14 protein-coding genes and 5 pseudogenes are annotated in these 16454 nt (G+C 69.4%); 10 read left to right on the forward strand and 9 right to left on the reverse strand.

The window, feature by feature from the left end:
- Positions 1–28: 28 nt before the first annotated feature.
- Both OG595_RS01065 and OG595_RS01070 read right to left on the reverse strand, forming a co-directional pair.
- Positions 29–424, reverse strand: coding sequence for a MerR family transcriptional regulator (locus OG595_RS01065; RefSeq protein ID WP_329266842.1), 396 nt, complete (start codon positions 422–424; stop codon positions 29–31).
- Between the two features lie 52 nt (positions 425–476).
- Positions 477–656 (reverse strand): annotated as a pseudogene (locus OG595_RS01070) (transposase); the annotation flags it as partial.
- A gap of 555 nt (positions 657–1211) precedes the next feature.
- Here OG595_RS01070 and OG595_RS01075 point away from each other — a divergent pair.
- The 5 genes from OG595_RS01075 (at position 1212) to OG595_RS01095 (ending at position 6037) form a co-directional block, all read left to right on the forward strand.
- Positions 1212–2426, forward strand: coding sequence for an IS110 family transposase (locus OG595_RS01075; RefSeq protein ID WP_329266844.1), 1215 nt, complete (start codon positions 1212–1214; stop codon positions 2424–2426).
- Between the two features lie 188 nt (positions 2427–2614).
- On the forward strand, positions 2615–3430 hold the full coding sequence (locus OG595_RS01080; RefSeq protein WP_329266846.1) for an oxidoreductase: 816 nt from the start codon (positions 2615–2617) through the stop codon (positions 3428–3430).
- A gap of 313 nt (positions 3431–3743) precedes the next feature.
- Entirely contained in the window at positions 3744–4643 is a 900-nt protein-coding gene (locus OG595_RS01085) for an SMP-30/gluconolactonase/LRE family protein (RefSeq protein WP_329266847.1), read from the forward strand.
- Positions 4644–4698: 55 nt separating this feature from the next.
- Entirely contained in the window at positions 4699–5355 is a 657-nt protein-coding gene (locus OG595_RS01090; protein ID WP_329266849.1) for a TetR/AcrR family transcriptional regulator, read from the forward strand.
- Positions 5356–5686: 331 nt separating this feature from the next.
- The gene (locus tag OG595_RS01095) at positions 5687–6037 is read left to right on the forward strand and encodes a DoxX family protein (protein WP_329266851.1); all 351 of its coding nucleotides are present in this window, start codon (positions 5687–5689) and stop codon (positions 6035–6037) included.
- Between the two features lie 51 nt (positions 6038–6088).
- Here OG595_RS01095 and OG595_RS01100 read toward each other — a convergent pair.
- Positions 6089–6907 (reverse strand): annotated as a pseudogene (locus OG595_RS01100) (enoyl-CoA hydratase/isomerase family protein); the annotation flags it as partial.
- Between the two features lie 30 nt (positions 6908–6937).
- Positions 6938–7159, reverse strand: a pseudogene (locus OG595_RS01105) (integrase core domain-containing protein); the annotation flags it as partial.
- Positions 7160–7206: 47 nt separating this feature from the next.
- Between OG595_RS01105 and OG595_RS01110 the strand changes: the two are divergent.
- The 4 genes from OG595_RS01110 to OG595_RS01125 all read left to right on the forward strand — a co-directional run bounded on the left by OG595_RS01110 (position 7207) and on the right by OG595_RS01125 (position 10504).
- On the forward strand, positions 7207–7485 hold the full coding sequence (locus OG595_RS01110; RefSeq protein ID WP_329266855.1) for a DUF5372 family protein: 279 nt from the start codon (positions 7207–7209) through the stop codon (positions 7483–7485).
- A gap of 174 nt (positions 7486–7659) precedes the next feature.
- Complete coding sequence (locus tag OG595_RS01115) at positions 7660–8142, forward strand: helix-turn-helix domain-containing protein (protein ID WP_329266857.1); 483 nt, start codon at positions 7660–7662, stop codon at positions 8140–8142.
- 28 nt (positions 8143–8170) lie between these two features.
- Positions 8171–8416, forward strand: a complete 246-nt coding sequence (locus OG595_RS01120) for a hypothetical protein (protein ID WP_329266859.1) — start codon at positions 8171–8173, stop codon at positions 8414–8416.
- Positions 8417–8443: 27 nt separating this feature from the next.
- Positions 8444–10504, forward strand: coding sequence for a recombinase family protein (locus tag OG595_RS01125; RefSeq protein WP_329266860.1), 2061 nt, complete (start codon positions 8444–8446; stop codon positions 10502–10504).
- A gap of 52 nt (positions 10505–10556) precedes the next feature.
- Here OG595_RS01125 and OG595_RS01130 read toward each other — a convergent pair.
- The 5 genes and pseudogenes from OG595_RS01130 to OG595_RS01150 all read right to left on the reverse strand — a co-directional run.
- A pseudogene (locus OG595_RS01130) lies at positions 10557–11255 on the reverse strand (IS3 family transposase); the annotation flags it as partial.
- Between the two features lie 48 nt (positions 11256–11303).
- Positions 11304–11465 (reverse strand): annotated as a pseudogene (locus OG595_RS01135) (transposase); the annotation flags it as partial.
- A gap of 310 nt (positions 11466–11775) precedes the next feature.
- Positions 11776–12294 (reverse strand): hypothetical protein, encoded by a 519-nt coding sequence (locus tag OG595_RS01140; protein ID WP_329266862.1) that lies wholly within the window; start codon positions 12292–12294, stop codon positions 11776–11778.
- 22 nt (positions 12295–12316) lie between these two features.
- Positions 12317–13363: an ArsR/SmtB family transcription factor gene (locus OG595_RS01145; protein WP_329266863.1), complete on the reverse strand. Its 1047-nt coding sequence runs from the start codon at positions 13361–13363 to the stop codon at positions 12317–12319.
- Positions 13364–13384: 21 nt separating this feature from the next.
- Positions 13385–14575, reverse strand: coding sequence for a M20 family metallopeptidase (locus tag OG595_RS01150; protein ID WP_329266864.1), 1191 nt, complete (start codon positions 14573–14575; stop codon positions 13385–13387).
- 611 nt (positions 14576–15186) lie between these two features.
- Between OG595_RS01150 and OG595_RS01155 the strand changes: the two genes are divergently transcribed.
- On the forward strand, positions 15187–16278 hold the full coding sequence (locus OG595_RS01155; RefSeq protein ID WP_329266866.1) for a DNA gyrase subunit B: 1092 nt from the start codon (positions 15187–15189) through the stop codon (positions 16276–16278).
- The last annotated feature ends 176 nt before the right edge of the window (positions 16279–16454 follow it).

A 16454-nucleotide genomic window follows, 5' to 3' on the forward strand; every position in this document is an offset into this window, starting at 1 on the left:
GCAAGTGACTGAGACGCAGGTCACAGCATCAGGCCAACCGTGCCGCCGGCTCCGGCGACGCGGACAGCTCCGCCCGGTGCCGGCTGTTGGCCCTGATCAGCACGTCGAGCGCATCCCGGGTCTCGATCAGGTGCGCGATGTCGGCGTCGATCCGGTCGCGCTCGCGCATCATCGCCGTGAACGTCTCCTCGGCGACGCCCAGGTCACCCGGGACGTCCACACACGGCAGCACAGTCGCGATCACCCGGCTGGACATACCCGCGTCGAACAGCTGTCGGATGAGCGACACGCGCTGGACCGCCGCAGCGGAATAGTGACGCTGCCCGGTATCGGAGCGTGAGCTGGTCAGCAGGCCCTGCTCTTCGTAGTACCGCAATGAGCGCGGACTCACGCCCGTGCGCGTGGACAACTCGCCGATCCGCATTCCTGAGAGCCTACGCTCGCGTGCTCCAGGTCCAGACCGCCGACGAGTCATGCCGGCCCCCGTTGCGGGAGTTGCCGCTGCCCCGGCCGACAGTATCGTGGCGTTCGTAGCCGAGGTGATCGGTAATCTCGCCTTCCAGGGCAGACTCCAGGACCCGCTTGGTCAACTGCTGCAGCAGCCCGCCCTGCCCGGTCAGCTGCAGCCCCTCCGACCGGGCCCACTCCACCAGCATCGCGACCAGCTGCTCATCGGACACGGGCGCAGGCTGACCGAACAGGGTGCTCTCGACAGGTTCCACGGTCTCCAACTCCACCGCGGTGTCAGTCACTTGACGTCTCTCCCATGATCGTCGGATCCGCCGTTAGATTTACACTCCCGAGGTATCCACCAGCACGCCGGAGTCGGACATCGCAGCGACCATCTGCTCGTCGACCGTGCTGGGTTCGGGGCGCCAATGCACATGTACCCATCGCCTGCCTTGCAGGTTGTCGGCAAGCGACTTTCGAAGGTAGCTGAAGGTGGCCCCCCGTTATGTTCTTCGCGGTCCTGCAAGAGGGCCGCTGGCCTCCGGGCCCGGCATGACTGTGTCCCCCTGTCGAAGGCATGACCTGGGGGGTGGTGTCACCGGGCCCGGGAGGTGCCGTCAGAGACGCTGATGAGAGGTCCGGCCACCACCCGGTCCGGCGCAATGCCGGACAGCTCGCGGGCGGCAGGTCTGCATAACGTGGATGCGCGCGTACGACACCGATGCCGAGGCCGGCACGTTCAACACCCCGGGAAGGGCGCGATGTTCGACACCGAAGACGTGGGCGTGTTCCTCGGCCTGGACGTCGGCAAGAGCAACCATCACGGCCACGGGCTGACCCCGGCCGGGAAGAAGGTCTTCGACAAGCAGTTGCCCAACAGCGAGCCGAAACTGCGGGCCGTGTTCGACAAACTGGCCGCGAAGTTCGGCACCGTCCTGGTGATCGTGGACCAGCCCGCATCCATCGGAGCCCTGCCGCTCACGGTCGCCCGGGACGCGGGCTGCAAGGTCGCCTACCTGCCCGGACTTGCGATGCGGCGGATCGCCGACCTGTATCCGGGCGAGGCGAAGACCGATGCGAAGGACGCCGCGGTCATCGCGGATGCGGCCCGCACCATGCCGCACACCCTGCGCTCGCTGGAACTCACCGACGAGATCACCGCCGAACTGACCGTCCTCGTCGGCTTCGACCAGGACCTCGCGGCCGAGGCCACCCGCACGTCCAACCGGATACGCGGCCTGCTCACCCAGTTCCACCCGTCGCTGGAGCGCGTTCTGGGCCCCCGCCTCGACCACCAGGCCGTCACCTGGCTCCTGGAGCGCTACGGCTCGCCCGCCGCACTGTGCAAAGCCGGCCGCCGCAGGCTCGTCGAGCTCATCCGGCCCAGGGCCCCGCGCATGGCCCAGCGGCTGATCGACGACATCTTCGACGCGTTGGACGAACAGACCGTCGTGGTCCCGGGGACCGGCACCCTCGACATCGTGATTCCCTCCCTGGCCGCATCGCTCGCCGCCGTCCACGCACAGCGCCGGGCCCTGGAGGCCCAGATCGGGCAGCTGCTGGAGGCTCACCCTCTTTCCCCGGTCCTGACCTCGATTCCGGGGGTCGCGGTCAGGACCGCCGCAGTACTGCTGGTCACCGTCGGCGACGGCACCAGCTTCCCCACCGCCGCCCACCTGGCCTCCTACGCCGGCCTCGCCCCGACGACGAAGTCGTCGGGCACCTCCATCCACGGCGAACACGCCCCCAGAGGCGGCAACCGGCAGCTCAAACGGGCGATGTTCCTGTCCGCCTTCGCCGCCCTGCACGATCCCGCCTCCCGCACCTACTACGACAAGTGCCGGGCCCGCGGGAAGACCCACACGCAGGCTCTCCTCCGCCTCGCCCGCCAACGCATCAGCGTCCTGTTCGCCATGCTCCGCGACGGCACCTTCTACGAATCCCGCACGCCCGCGGACGTCGAGCTCGCCGCATGACCCCAGCAAGACCGAATTACCCCAAACCCGACAGGGACGCCTTGACGAAGTACATAGAGGCACCCCCCCACGTTTCCGGATCCTCTCCCAGATCGCCGGACGTGCCCCCTTGCCAGCGACCGACGACCGACATATGGTCGTACGACCGTAAGGCATACGATCGTAATTCCAATCCAAGGGAGTCTGCCATGGCGACAACTCGGCAGGTGGCGCTCGTGACAGGGGCCTCATCGGGGATCGGCAAGGAGACGGCCCGCGCCTTCGCCGCGGCGGGTTTCCAGGTGATCGGCACCGGCCGCAGGACTTCCGGACTCACCCCGCCCGCCGGTGTGACGTACCTAGATCTCGACGTCGGCAGTGACGACTCGGCCACCGCCGCGGTCGGAGAGGTGATCCACCGGTACGGACGCATCGACGTCCTGGTCAACAACGCGGGTATCGGCTCGGCGGGCGCCGTCGAGGAGAACTCCGTCACCCAGGCCCAGAACGTCCTGAACATCAACGTCCTCGGCGTCATCCGCATGACGAAGGCCGTCCTGCCGCATATGCGCGCCCAGGGCGGCGGACGCATCATCAACATCTCGTCCGTCCTCGGGGTCGCCCCCCAGCCCTTCATGGCCCTCTATGTCGCCGCGAAGCACGCGATCGAGGGCTACTCCGAGTCGCTGGACCACGAGGTCCGCGAGCACGGCGTGCGGGTCCTCCTCGTGCAGCCCGCCTACACCAAGACCAGCTTCGACACCAACGCCGCACAGCCCGACACCCCGCTACCTCTGTACGCGGAGCGACGGCGCGACTTCGACAGGATGATCGCGGATGCGATGAAGGCCGGCGACGACCCCGCCGCCGTCGCCAAGGTGATAGTCACCGCGGCCACCGACAAGAAGCCGAAGCTGCGCTACACCGCCGGAACGCTGGCCGCACGCGTCACCACGGCTCGCCGCCTCGTCCCCGCCGGAACGTTCGACAAGCAGATCCGCAAGAGCAACCACCTGCCCACCTGACACCCCGGCCCGGTTTCAAAGGCGCCGATGGCATCCAGGTCCGGCTTCAGGGGCGCTGATTCCGCCCGAACGCCTCCGATGTACTCGAAGGTCCATCGATCAGTCACTCGTTGATTCACCGAGGAGAGTCATGCAGCAACACCGCCGGCACACGGTCCGGCGCAGTGCATCGAGCACACGGCGATTTCTGAAGAGGAACGTCGGCATCGCGCTGGCGGTCACCGCGACCGCGGCCGTCCTGGTCTCGGCGCCGTCCGCGTCCGCAGGGACAAGACCCTCGTATCGCGGATCCTTTGTCACCGACATACGGACCGTGGCGGAGTTCGACTTCGCCGCAGGCGAGATCCCCGAGAACATCACCGCCAACCCCGACGGCTCGGTGACGCTGTCGATGCTCGGCAGTTGCGCGGTGTGCGAGCGCACCCACGGGCCGCAGTTGATGAGTATCTCCCCGTCCGGAGAGCGCACGGTGCTCGCCACCGGGCAGGTGGGCGAGGCGATCAGCGGCAACACCCGTGGCAGTGACGGCACCGTCTACTACAGCGTGTGGGCACCGGGCAACGCGGCCCGCAACGGCGTGTACAACCTGCTTCCGGACGGTACCCCTCAGCGCATCGCCGCCCTGCCCGCCGACTCGGGCCCCAACGGGCTGGCCGTCGACCCGGCCGGACGCACCCTCTACATCGCCGACAGCCTCAAGGGCATCATCTGGTCCGTTCCCGTCTCGGGCGGATCGGCGACCCCGTGGCTGACCGACGCCGCTCTCGCGCCGGTGCCCACCGAAACCCTGCCGATCGGAGCCAACGGGCTCAGGTTCCACAACGGCGCGCTGTGGGTCAGCAACTTCAACAAGGGCACACTGCTGCGGGTACCGGTCACCGCCACCGGCACGGCCGGTCACATCCGCCAGGTCACGGGCGGCCTGCCCAACATCGACGATCTCAGCTTCCTGACCCCCTGGTCCGATGTGGTGTTCGCGGCGCAGAACGGCTCCTCCTCGAACAACGGTCCGGACAGGGTCGTGGTCATCTACCCCAACGGCACCTACAAGCCCGTCCTGACCAGCGCGGACGGTCTCGCCTCGCCCTCCGCGACCGCGGTCCGCGGCGACCGGCTGTACATCACCGACGGCGGGGTCCCCGCGCCCCACGACCCGAAGCTGCAGACCGCCAGGATCAACCTCCCCGCTCTCCTCGCAGGCGCGGCCCACTGACCCGACCAGCACGGCAGCCGGGGCGCAGGCCCCGGCTGCGACGGAAGAGCACACCATGCGGTACGCGAAAGAGCACAAGCAGGAGACAAGGCAGCGGATCATCACGACGGCCGGCCGCCGGCTCAAGCTCGACGGCATCGACGGCTTCGGAGTCGCGACGCTCATGAAGGACGCGGGCCTGACCAACGGCACCTTCTACGCCTACTTCACGTCCAAGGAGGAACTCGTCGCCACCACGGTGGCCGACCAGTTGCGCGCGCAGCACGAAAACATCGTCGCGCAGGCGGCACCCGGCCGGGCCGGACTCGAAGAGGTCGTGCGCTGGTACTTCTCCACCGGGCATCGTGACAGCATCGACGACGGCTGCCCCAACGCCGCCCTGCTCGACGAGATCGCACGCTCCACGGATCCCACCCGGCAGGCGTACACCGACGGCGCTCTGGTCCTCATCGACGGCTTCGCCGCACGCCTGGCACCCCATGACCCGCCGTCGGCGCGTCTGAAGTCACTCAGCCTCCTAGGCATGATGGCCGGGACCCTGCAACTCTCCCGTGCCCTGACCGACCGGCGACTCGCCGACCAACTCCTCGAACAGGGCATCCGCAACGCCCTGGCACTGCTGGATGCCGAGCAGCACGACCGCTCGCTTCAGTCAGTGACATGTCTTCCACGTCCGAGGGGGGTGAATCCGGATGATCCCGGCCCGGCGTGACTCCGGTCAACTCCCTCCCGCTACGCCCGGCCTGAGTACCACCGGCGCAGGAGCGAGGCCTGACCGACTCCGCGTTTCCCTCGGCAGCGCTCCGCCGAGGTCCCGGTACGGGGCCTTTCGTCTTACCCGGTGACAGCGCCACCGCCACAACGCCCGATTCCGAACCGGTGGGAACGACTGGGCCGCTCACACCCGGCATCACCTGGATCGCCTCGCCCGTGCCCACAGCGATGCCCCGGACACGAGGCGGTCACATGACCACGGCTCATCGCCTGCCGTCCTGGATTCCTCGACCGATCGACCGTCCCCTTCTCTCCCTCCGGAGTTCTCCGTGTTCATCGCCTATGTCGTCCTCGCCGTCGCACTGTCCCTGCTGCTGGTCTCCAGTGCCCGTTCCGACATCACCCGCGACCCGAAGGTCACGGAGCAGCTCAAGGCGGTCGGGGTGCCCGACAGCTGGTTCCTGCCGCTCGGCCTCGTCAAGATCGCGGGCGCTCTGGGGCTGGTCTCCGGCATCGTCTACCGGCCGTTGGGCATCGCGGCGGCGATCGGGGTCGTCCTGTACTTCCTGGGCGCCGTGATAACGCACCTCCGTGCAGGCGACATGAAGGGAGTCGGCACCCCGACCGTCATCATGCTCGTTGCCGTGGCGCCGATCGTGCTGGGGTTCGCGACGCTCTGACCGTGCTCCACGGTCGCGATCGGACCGGCGCGTATGCGGGGGCGGACACGCTCAGGGCAGCGGCGGCCGTCCGCCGAGCGACGCACGTCGCCAGTTGGGGGTGCGGTCCTTGTCGACCAGGGCCGCGCGGACGCCCTCCAGGAAGTCCGGCGTACGGATGGTCGTGCGCGTGAGGAGCAGTTCGGCGGCGAGGCACTCGCGCAGCGTGTACTGCCTGCCCCGGGCCAGCAGGGCGTGGGTGATCTCCAGGCTCTGCGGTGAGGCGGACTCCAGTGCGGCCGACGCGGCTGCCGCCCAGGGGGTGTCGAGGCGGCGCAGGCGTTTCTCGATCTCACCGAGGGTCGGCGCGCCGAACGCCCAGTCCACGTCCCCGCGTGCCGCCGCCAGCCCGCCGCCCGTCACCGGGGAACGGCCGGCGAGGCGTTTCAGTACGACGTCCACCGGGTCGCCGGGGTTGTCGGCCAGTGCGTCCCCGACCGCGTCGAGCCCGTCGGCGGGGACGAAGTGCGTGGCCAGCCCCGCGTACAGCGCGTCGGCCGCGTCGAGCCGGTGCCCGGTCAGTCCCAGATACATGCCGATCGCGCCGGGCAGCCTCGGCAGGAAGTAGCTGGCCCCGACGTCCGGGAAGAACCCGATCCCGGTCTCCGGCATCGCCAGCACCGCGCGCTCGGTGACGACGCGGAAGCCGCCGTGGACGGACAGACCGAGACCGCCGCCCATGCACAGGCCGTCGATCAGCGACACGACCGGCACGGGATACTCGGCGATCCGGGCGTTGAGCCGGTACTCGGAGGCGAAGAACCGTTCACTGGCCCCGGCGTCCCCGGCGAGGCTGTGCTCGCGGATCGTACGGATGTCTCCGCCGGCGCAGAATGAACCGTTCCGGGTTCGATAGAGATCTCAGATTATGGTTGTGGCCTGGGGTTTCGTGGATTCCCTGTAGTGGTTGGTTTCGTACTCGACGGGCGGAACGTGCCCTATCTCACCGTGGAGCCGGCGGTGGTTGTACCAGTCGACCCACTCTGCGGTGGCCAACTCGACCTGGGAGAGCGACTTCCAGGGCCGTCGGGGCTTGATCAGCTCGGTCTTGAACAGGCCGATCGTGCTCTCCATCAGGGCATTGGCATTCACCGTCGAATGCGCTCGTTCCCCGCGTTGACGATGGATGCGTGCGGTTGATCCATCCGTTTCATCCCAGGGGCGGTGAGGCTTTCGAGTTCCTCGAGCGGCTCAACTCGTGGCGCGGGGATGTGGTGTTGGTCCTGGACGGGCAGGGCCGCAGGTGTTCGTTCCCGCTGGAGTGGACCGATATGGCGCCGGTGGATACGTTTGTCGCGGCGGCCAGCGGTGGTTGTCCGTATCGGACCGGGGATCTGGTCGAGTTGGCGGATCTGGTGGCCGGGCTGCTCTCTGGCGGCCTGATCGGTGTCGGGGAGATGACGCCGTGATCGTCGTGGGATTGAGGCCGCTGCCGGGGAAGCTCGCAGGTGCCACTGGGGGCGTGCGGAGGCTCGGGACGGTCCGTGACCTGCTTCTTCCGCTTCTCTGCTCGGCCTTCGCGCTCTTGGCCCCGGTGGTGGGCGGTCTGATTCTGGTGACATCGGGATCGACGGGGAGGCGCGATGAGCCAGCCGGCAGGCAAGAAGGCGGCACTGAAGGAGTTCCGGGCGCTCAATCCGCGGCCCAACGCGGTGACCGACGAGGACTTCACGTCGTGTCCGTTCCTGGATCCGGACGATGTGGTGCAGGTCAAGTACGAGATGGTGCGGCGGGTGAGGGTGGACAAGGTGCCCGTGGCGCAAGCCGCTGCGGCCTTCGGGTTCTGCCGGCAGACCTTCTATGTGATCGCCGCCGCGCTGGACGCGGGCGGGCCGGCCGCGCTGGTGCCGGGCAAGCCCGGCCCGAAGGGACCGCGCAAGCTCACCGAGGAGGTCATGGAGTTCATCGAACAACTCCGGTCCGGCGATGCCTCGTTGCGGCCGGCCCGGCTGGCGGAAGCGGTCTTGGAACGGTTCGGGATCACAGTTCATCCGCGGTCGGTGGAGAAAGCCCTGGCCAGGCGGCGCGAGCCACGCTCTGCGGAGGAAGCCCATCACTGCTGGTGAGGCGGTGTCCCGGGCAGGCCAGGCCGAAATGGCCCAGCGGTATGAGGACCTGCGGGCCGCGGTCCTCGGCGGTGTCGATGGGGGATCCCGGCACGGCTGGGCGGTGCTGGCCCGCTCCGGCATGGCCGCCTGGATCAAGGCAGTCGCCCCAATCCCCGTGTCGTCGCAGGCCGTTCGGCATCGGCCGCCGGCGCCGGCCGCGGTGGCGGGCGAGTTGGTGGAGGTGCTGGCGCGCATGGCGTGGACGGCGGCCGGAGGCTGTCGCAGCGGATGACCACAGCGACGCGGCGAGGAGGGCGCGGTGAGCATCGAGCAGAGCGGGAAGGTCACGGCGGAGCATCTGCGGCGGGACGCGTATCTGTATGTGCGCCAGTCCTCGCTCAAGCAGGTCGTCAACAACAGCGAGTCCACCCAGCGTCAGTACGCTCTTCGCGGCCGGGCCGTCGCGCTGGGCTGGGAGGACTCCCAGATCATCGTGATCGACTCCGATCAGGGCCGCTCCGGGGCCTCGACGGCGGGCCGGGACGGCTTCCAGCACCTGGTCGCCGAGGTCTCCATGGGGCATGCCGGGATCGTCCTCGGGCTCGAGGTGTCCCGCCTGGCCAGGAACAACACCGACTGGCACCGGCTGCTGGAGATCTGTGCGCTGTCCGGGACGCTGATCCTGGACGAGGACGGACTATACGATCCGCGGACCTTCAACGACCGGCTCGTGCTGGGCCTGAAGGGCACCATGTCGGAGGCCGAACTCCACCTGCTGGCAGCCCGGTTGCGGGGCGGACAGCTGGCCAAGGCCCGCCGCGGCGAGCTGAAGCAGGGCCTGCCGGTCGGCTATGTCCACGACTATGCCGACCGGATCGTCAAGGATCCCGATGCTTCGGTGCGGGCCGTCGTCGAGCACGTTGTGGACCTCTTCGCGGCCACCGGCTCGGCCCGCCAGGTCGTCAAAGCCTTCGCCGCAGACCGTCTCACTTTCCCCTCGCGTATCCGCACCGGTCCCCGCAAGGGCGAGCTGGTCTGGGGCCCGCTCAAGCACTGGCAGGTCCTCAATGTCCTCCACAACCCTCTCTATGCAGGGGCGTTCTGCTACGGACGACGCAAAGTCGAGCGCAGTGCGGACGGCAGGACCCACATCCGGCTGCTGCCGCGCGAGCAGTGGGACACCCTCATCCAAGACCACCACGAGGGCTATGTGACCTTCGCCCGGTGGGAGTCGAACCAGACCACACTCGCCGCGCAGGCCGCCTCCCGCGGCCTGGAGCGGACCGCGACCGCACCGCGGGAAGGGCCCGCGCTGCTGCAGGGCCTGGTGATCTGCGGCCGCTGCGGCCGGCGCATGACCATCGCCTATCACCTGCGCCAAGGCCGCGAGGTCTCCGACTACCGGTGCATGACCCACGCCATCCAAAACGGCGGCACGGTCTGCCAGCGCATCCCCGGTCCCGGCGTCGAACAGGCCGTCGCCACCCTGCTGTTGGAGGAGCTAACCCCGCTCGCTGTCGAGGCCGCCCTGAAGGTCACCGACCGCCTTGCCGCCCAGGCCGCCGAGACCGACCGGCTCCGATCCACCCACCTCCAACGCGCTCAGCACCGCGCCGACCTGGCCAAACGACGCTATCTCGCGGTCGATCCCGACAACCGTCTGGTCGCCGACAGCCTGGAAGCGGACTGGAACGCGGCCCTGCGCGAGGTCGCCGTGGCCCGCAAGGACATCGAACACGCCCGCACTGAAGCCGAACCCGTCAACGAGGCACTGCGGGAGAAACTGGCCCACCTCGCCGGTGACGTGCACCGGCTCTGGCACGATCCGGGCACCCCGATGCGGGAACGCAAACGCATCGCCCGCCTGCTCATCACGGACGTCACCCTCACCAAGGCCGTGCGGATCACCGCCCAGGTCCGGCTGTCCGGTGGCCGCCACCACACCCTCGACCTGCCCCTCCCGCTGGGCGGCGGGAAACTGTGGCAGACCCCGAAGCCCGTCGTCGCCGCCATCGACACCCTCCTCGAGGACCACACCGACGCGGAGATCGCCAACATCCTCAACCAGCGCGGCCTGACCAGCGGCAAGGGAATGTCCTTCCACCGGCTCCTGGTCCGCGACATCCGCCAGGACTACCAGCTCACCAGCCGCTTCGACCGGCTGCGGGACCGTGGCCTGCTGACCGCCCACGAACTCGCCGAACTCCTCGGCGTCAGCGTTCCCACCGTCTGGAAGTGGCACCGGGCCGGACTGCTCGAGGGCGAGAAGTACAACGACAAAAACGCCTGTCTCTACCCCCACCCGGGGCCCAATCCGCCCCGCATCCAGCAAGGTGTACGCCTCGACCACCGCCGACCAGCAACAACGACCTCAAAGTGAACCCGATAGGAGAAGAGGAGCAGTGTGATGACAAGTGCTTGTCGTAGGCGTCGCCGACCGATCCGATCGAGGCGGCGATGCCGGCGGCGTCCAGGTGCCCGGCGAGCCGGAAACTCGTATATTGAGACCCGGCATCCGAGTGGTGGATCAACTCGCCTGGCTGAACTGGGTGTTGGTCGCGGTCACGTTGCCACACGGCCATCTGCAGGGCGTCCAGGACGAAGACCGTTTCCTTCATGGTGGCCGCGGACCAGCCGACGATCCGGCGGGAGAACGTGTCCGCGACGAAGGCGACGTAGCCGGCTCCGGCCCAGGTCTTCACGTGGGTGAAGTCCGCGACCCAGCAGCGGTTCGGGGCCTTGGCGACGAAGTCGCGGTCCAGCAGGTCCGGCGCCCGTCCGGCCTGCCCGCCGGGCAGCGTGGTGATCACCTTCTTGCCGCGGACTGCGCCGGTGATGCCGAGTTCGCGCATGAGGCGCTCGACGGTGCAGCGGGCCACGTCATGTCCCTGCCGGTTCAGTTCGCGCCAGATCTTCCGCGCCCCGTAGACGCGGTAGTTGGACGTGCGGACCTCCTGGATGCGCTCTTTGAGTTCCTCGTCGCGCACGGAACGGGCGGAGGGAGCGTCGAGGCGTTTTTTGTGGGCGTAGAAGGTGGAAGGGGCGATCTTGCAGTCGTGCTCGGTGAGCGTCCTGCAGATCGGCTCGACGCCGCCGAAGCGGTCCCGGTGCTCGTCGATGAACGCTACGAGCGTGTGTGTGGCCGGTCGAGCTCGGCCGCGAAGAAACTCGCCTTAGATTCAACCGGTCAAGGCAACGCTCTCGGCCGGGGTGCGGAATCCCAGGCACTTGCGCGGACGGTTGTTGAGCTTCGTCGCGATGGCGTCGAGGTCGTCCTGGCTGAACGCCGACAGGTTTGTGCCTTTGGGGAGGTACTGCCGGAGCAGCTTGTTGGTGTTCTCCTTCTTCAACGCCTTGAGCTGGGCGGACTCCTCCGTCGTCGTCCCCGGACGTGTCCCCGTATCGATCTCGTGCTGCTTCACCCAGTTCCGCAGCGTCTCGCGGGAATCGAGTCTCCATTCGAACCGGGGCGGTTCACTCCTTGATCAGGCCCTTGAGATCCGTGTCCCGCAGATAGGGGTGTTCACGAATGCCTCTGACGTGGGGCGCCGCGGTCGCTTGAAGATTGCTTCCCGGCTCACTGGAGATCGTTTCCCGGAATCGTGCCGCCAGACGGCGGTTTCGTACGCGTCCGGCGGTCACCTCGATGCTCTACGCCTCGTCGGCGACCACGAACCGGGCCGGCCCCACACTCACCTCCGCGAGCTCGACGCGCAACCCATCAATGTCCTGGTGGGCCGGTCGCGCTTGGAGCAATGCGGTCAGGGCCAGGCGCAGGCCGTCCTCGTCGCCCACGGGGTGTGTCCGCATCAGGCTCCATGGTCTGTGGTCCTGGGCGAGGACGAACTGCACGTCCCACCGGCTGCGGGCGATCTCGATGGGGTCGACGACCGTGCAGCGGAAGGTCACCGTGACGGGGAAGTCCCAGTCACTGCCGGACGCCGTCACCTCCCAGCGGGCGGACACACGCCTGTCGGGGCAGACATCGACCAGGGTCAGGGCGGTGCACCGCGCGGGATCGGCCGTCTCGGTCGTGTACGTTCCGTCGACGACGTGCACGAGAACCTGACCGGGCCCGGCGATCAGCGGATGGCGCCGCTCGCGCCACGCGCTCAACCGCCACCGGGGCCGCAGCTCGCGGTGGCGGACGATCGGGTAACGGCCTGTCATGCGGACCACCTCCTTGCCTTGCTCAGTACTGCAGGGCCGTTGCCACGTCCTGTCCGATGCGTTCGACGGCGGTGAGGTCGAGCCCGTAGTGCACATAGCGGCCGTGGCGCTCCACCTGGACGAGGCCCAGGTCGCGCAGGGTGCGCAGATGCCGCGCAACCTGCGGGCGGGTCATCGACAGCCGGTCCGCCAGGTCGGCGGTGGTCATCGCCTGACGTGCAATGAGGCGGCACAGGCGTATCCGACGCGGATCGGTGAGTGCCAGCATGCGGCTGCGCGCCAGGGTGACGCCGATCTGAGGGGCGTCGACGGGAAAGTGCACGACGGGGGGCAGTCCGGGCTCGTCCTTCACCAGCAGGTGCGGGGCGCCGTACCAGGTAGGGATCAGCAGCAGCGGTGTACGGGCGGGGCTGACCACCGCGTGGTGCACCTTGTCGAGGACGACCCTGGCGGGGCTGTCCAGGCGGGCGCTGGACGGGCTGAGCGAGAGGAGGGCCGCCTCGGGTCCCTCGTCCGCGAGCCGTCGGCGCATCTGGTGTGCGGCCCGGGACAGGACGGGCTCGGTATGCGTCCACAGCTCGTCGAAGTAGACGCGGCGGCACAGGTCGAGGAAGCCGAGGAGGTCGGCGCGTAGGGCCTGCGGGTCGCGCAGCAGGTCCTCGGCGAGGGCAGAGTGCGGATCCGGCAGCGCGGACGCGGCCTGGCGCAGCGCACGCGCCTGTGCCTGGTCGTGGAGCACCCTGCCGAAGCGGTAGGCCCGGTAGCCGCTGACGCAGGTGTACGCCATGAGCTCGGCGAACCGGTCCACCGCGAGCTCCGCCGGCGGTGTGGGAAGCCCTGGATAGAACCCCCGCCAGCGCAGCGCCGTCCACAGCGGGGCGAACCGTCCGAGTCCAGCCCTGAAGGCGGCCGGCGCGGCAGAGGTGGTCCGCCGGGCCCAGTCGGCGTGCTCGGTGTGGTGGGCGTGTCCGGTGAGCACGTGCAGGCTGGCGGCCAGTTCGGCGAGTGGGGACACGGTGACCGTGAACCGGTCGCAGGCGGCGCCTTCCAGCACGATCACAACCGACATGGGCGGGAGTGTACGGCGGCCTCACGCCGCCACCCCCTCGAATTCGGCCCGCGCGGCGACGAGTACCTCCGGTTCCGTGAGGAGTGCGGCGACGACGTCGGCGAGCGCGGTCGCGGCGACCTGCGTGCGATCGTGAGCCAGGGGCGTCGCCGCGGCTTCTCGCATCGAATCCGAGTGGGCGGGTGTACCGGGGTCGGCGATCTGGACGTAGGGGTGGATGACCGGCATCAGCTGCGAGAGGTTGCCGATGTCGGAGGACCCGGCGGGGCTGTCGGGGTCGTAGGGCCCTATGTCCACGCCGAGCGTCCGTACCGCGTCGGCGAACCGCTCCGCGAGAATGGCGTTGTTGCGCCGCTCCGCGTACAGGGGCCCGGTCTCGGAGACCTCTACCTGGGTCTGCGTGGCGAGCGCGGCCCCCGCCGCGGCGGCCCGCACCCGTTCCACCAGGGCCTCGGCCGACGCGGCCGTACGGTCCCGGACGTACAGATCGACCGCGGCCCGCGCGGGGACCACGTTGGGCGCCTGACCGCCGTCGACGACGATGCCGTGCAGCCGGGCACTCGGCGGAACGAACTGCCGCAGCGCATCAAGGGCGTTGAGGAACAACTGGGCGGCGGCCAGCGCGCTGCGCCCCTGCCACGGCGAGACCGATGCGTGCGCGCTCACCCCGGTGAACGCGACCCGCAGGTGCGCCGCCGCGAGCCCGGGCCGACCGGCCAGCCAACGGTCCCCCGGATGGAACATCACCGCCGCGTCCACCCCGTCGAAGACCCCCGCATCGGCCAGACGCACCTTGCCCGCGCCGCCCATCTCCTCACCCGGGGTGCCGATCACGGCGACCGTGCCCGGATGCGCGGGCAGCGCCCGTACGACGGCCAGGGCCGCCGCCACCCCGCCGGCCGCGATGAGGTTGTGACCGCAGCCGTGGCCGACACCGGGCAGCGCGTCGTACTCCGCGAGCACGGCGACGCAAGGCCCCGGGCGGCTGCCCGCGTGCAGGGCCACGAAAGCGGTGTCGAGGCCGCCCGCGGGCACGGTCACCACGAAGCCCTCCTCGGCGAGCCAGCGGGTCAGCACCTGCCGGGCGTGGAACTCGGCGAACTTCAGCTCGGGACGCGCGTGGATGGACAGGCTGACGGCGTCCATGCGGGGCCGCAGCACGGCCAGTTCCGCGGACAACGCTTTCACCGAGGGCGCTTTCAAGGACGACATGGGAACTCCCCTCGTACGACGTACGGAGTGACGTGCTGTCAGGCACGAGATGAGACTGCGGCCGGGCATGCACGAGTGGTCGCCGATTACCGCGTCCCAGGCAACCCTCGCCGACCGGACGAACAGCTGGGTACCTATGGAAACGGTGCAGCCGAGCCGTGCGACACCCCGATCGTCGCGATCGGCGGCGGGGGCACGGTTCGCGGTGGTCACAACCGGGAGGGGATCCGACGAGGCGTACGGAAGCGGCCAAGCAGTTGGGCGGGTTCGCGCGGGAGCACCGCACCGATGGCGCGCGACGCCTGCGACAAGCGGGCAGCTGGCTGGGAGTCGGGGCGGTGGGCACAGCCTTCGGGGTGCCGGTGGCGATCGCCTCGGTGGGCACCACCGAGGGGGCCCGCAGGTGGCGGGGCTACTGCTCGGGGCCGGCCTGGCGGGGTGGGGGCTGGGGATCTGGCGCCTGGTGCAGGCGTTCCGCACCCGGGAGCAGTGCTTCGACAGGTGAACCGCGCGGTGGACGACCGTCGCCAGCCCCTGACGCCGCCAACCCATACGACGCCAGCCACATCCAGATACTGGAGGGGCGGGAAGCCATTCGGAAGCGGCCGGGGATGTACATCGGCTCGACAAGCGAACGCGGCCTGCACCAGACGGTGTTCGATGTCGTCGGCCGGGCGGTGAACGAAGTCCTGGCCGGCCGCGCCAGCGCCGTCGACGTCACGCTCACACCCGACGGTGGCGTACGTGTCGCCGACGACGGGCCGGGGGTCCCCGTCGAGGCCGCCGGGGACCCCGGCGGTCCCGGCCTCGAAACCCTACTGACCCAAATGCACCCCGGGGAGGAGCCAGGCGGCCGCCGCGCTGTGGCCATGAGCCTCTTCGGCGTTGGGCCCTGCGTCACCAACGCCCTGTCGAGCCGCCTGACAGCCGAGGTGCGGCGCGAGGGGGTCCACTGGGTCCAGGAGTACGCGCGCGGCGTCGCACTCACCTCACCCACCAGCGCAGGACCGGCGACCAGAAGCGGGACCATCATCGCCTTCTGGCCCGACACCGACATCTTCGAGACGACGGAGTGCTCCTTCGACGTGCTGGCCGAGCGCTTCAGGGAACTGGCTTTCCTCAACCGGGGTCTGGACATCTCGCTGACCGACGAACGCACCCCGGGCGCCTCCCGATCGGTGCGGTGCCGGTTCCCGGGCGGGGCCAGGGACTTCGTAGCCTTCCTCGACGAGCAGGCGGGAGCACCCGTTCACCCGGACGTCATCGGCTTCGAGCGGGAGGACCCTCGGCTCGCCGGGACGGTCGAGGTGGCCCTGCGCTGGCGTAGCTCCCACGACGAGCGGCTCAAGAGCTACGCCAACAGCGAGCCCACACCCTACGGCGGCACGCACACGGCAGGATTCCGCGAGGGAGTGGCGGCCGCGGTCAACGCGCACGTGCGGGAGCGGCGGCTCCTGACGGAAACAGCCCCCGCCCCCGATCTCAACGTCGACCAGATCAGCGACGGCCTGACGGCGGTCGTGTCGGTGAAGCTGGACCGGCCCGAGTTCTCGGGCTCCAAACGCGGCGTGCTGGGCGGCGCCGCAGTGCGCGCCAGCGTCGCCGAGGCCGTACGGGAATACCTCGCCACATGGTTGGAGAGGCACCCAGAGCAGGCCGCAGCCATCATCGGCCGGATCACCCAGGACGCCGGCCAGGACTGAGGAGCCTCGAACCAACCCCGCCGGTTTTCCCGGGAAGGGAGCCGGCAGGGGCGGTCGAGGTGGAGTGCATCCGACGGCCAGCCATTCGCGTCACCCGTCCGGTCGACGCGCGCGCACCAACGAAGTCACCAAGTAGCCGCCCTGGAGCTTTGGGGTGGACATCTGTCGGCGCCCTG

It is taken from the genome of Streptomyces sp. NBC_01451 (assembly GCF_036227485.1).
GTDB lineage: Bacteria > Actinomycetota > Actinomycetes > Streptomycetales > Streptomycetaceae > Streptomyces.

What these genes read in the sequence shown, in the direction of transcription:
- OG595_RS01080 (WP_329266846.1), top strand. Translation starts at nt 2,615, where the DNA reads ATGGCGACAACTCGGCAGGTGGCGCTCGTGACAGGGGCCTCATCGGGG.
- OG595_RS01075 (WP_329266844.1), top strand. Translation starts at nt 1,212, where the DNA reads ATGTTCGACACCGAAGACGTGGGCGTGTTCCTCGGCCTGGACGTCGGC.
- OG595_RS01120 (WP_329266859.1), top strand. Translation starts at nt 8,171, where the DNA reads ATGGCCCAGCGGTATGAGGACCTGCGGGCCGCGGTCCTCGGCGGTGTC.
- OG595_RS01145 (WP_329266863.1), bottom strand. Translation starts at nt 13,363, where the DNA reads ATGTCGGTTGTGATCGTGCTGGAAGGCGCCGCCTGCGACCGGTTCACG.
- OG595_RS01140 (WP_329266862.1), bottom strand. Translation starts at nt 12,294, where the DNA reads ATGACAGGCCGTTACCCGATCGTCCGCCACCGCGAGCTGCGGCCCCGG.
- OG595_RS01065 (WP_329266842.1), bottom strand. Translation starts at nt 424, where the DNA reads ATGCGGATCGGCGAGTTGTCCACGCGCACGGGCGTGAGTCCGCGCTCA.
- OG595_RS01090 (WP_329266849.1), top strand. Translation starts at nt 4,699, where the DNA reads ATGCGGTACGCGAAAGAGCACAAGCAGGAGACAAGGCAGCGGATCATC.
- OG595_RS01150 (WP_329266864.1), bottom strand. Translation starts at nt 14,575, where the DNA reads ATGTCGTCCTTGAAAGCGCCCTCGGTGAAAGCGTTGTCCGCGGAACTG.
- OG595_RS01155 (WP_329266866.1), top strand. Translation starts at nt 15,187, where the DNA reads ATGTACATCGGCTCGACAAGCGAACGCGGCCTGCACCAGACGGTGTTC.
- OG595_RS01115 (WP_329266857.1), top strand. Translation starts at nt 7,660, where the DNA reads ATGAGCCAGCCGGCAGGCAAGAAGGCGGCACTGAAGGAGTTCCGGGCG.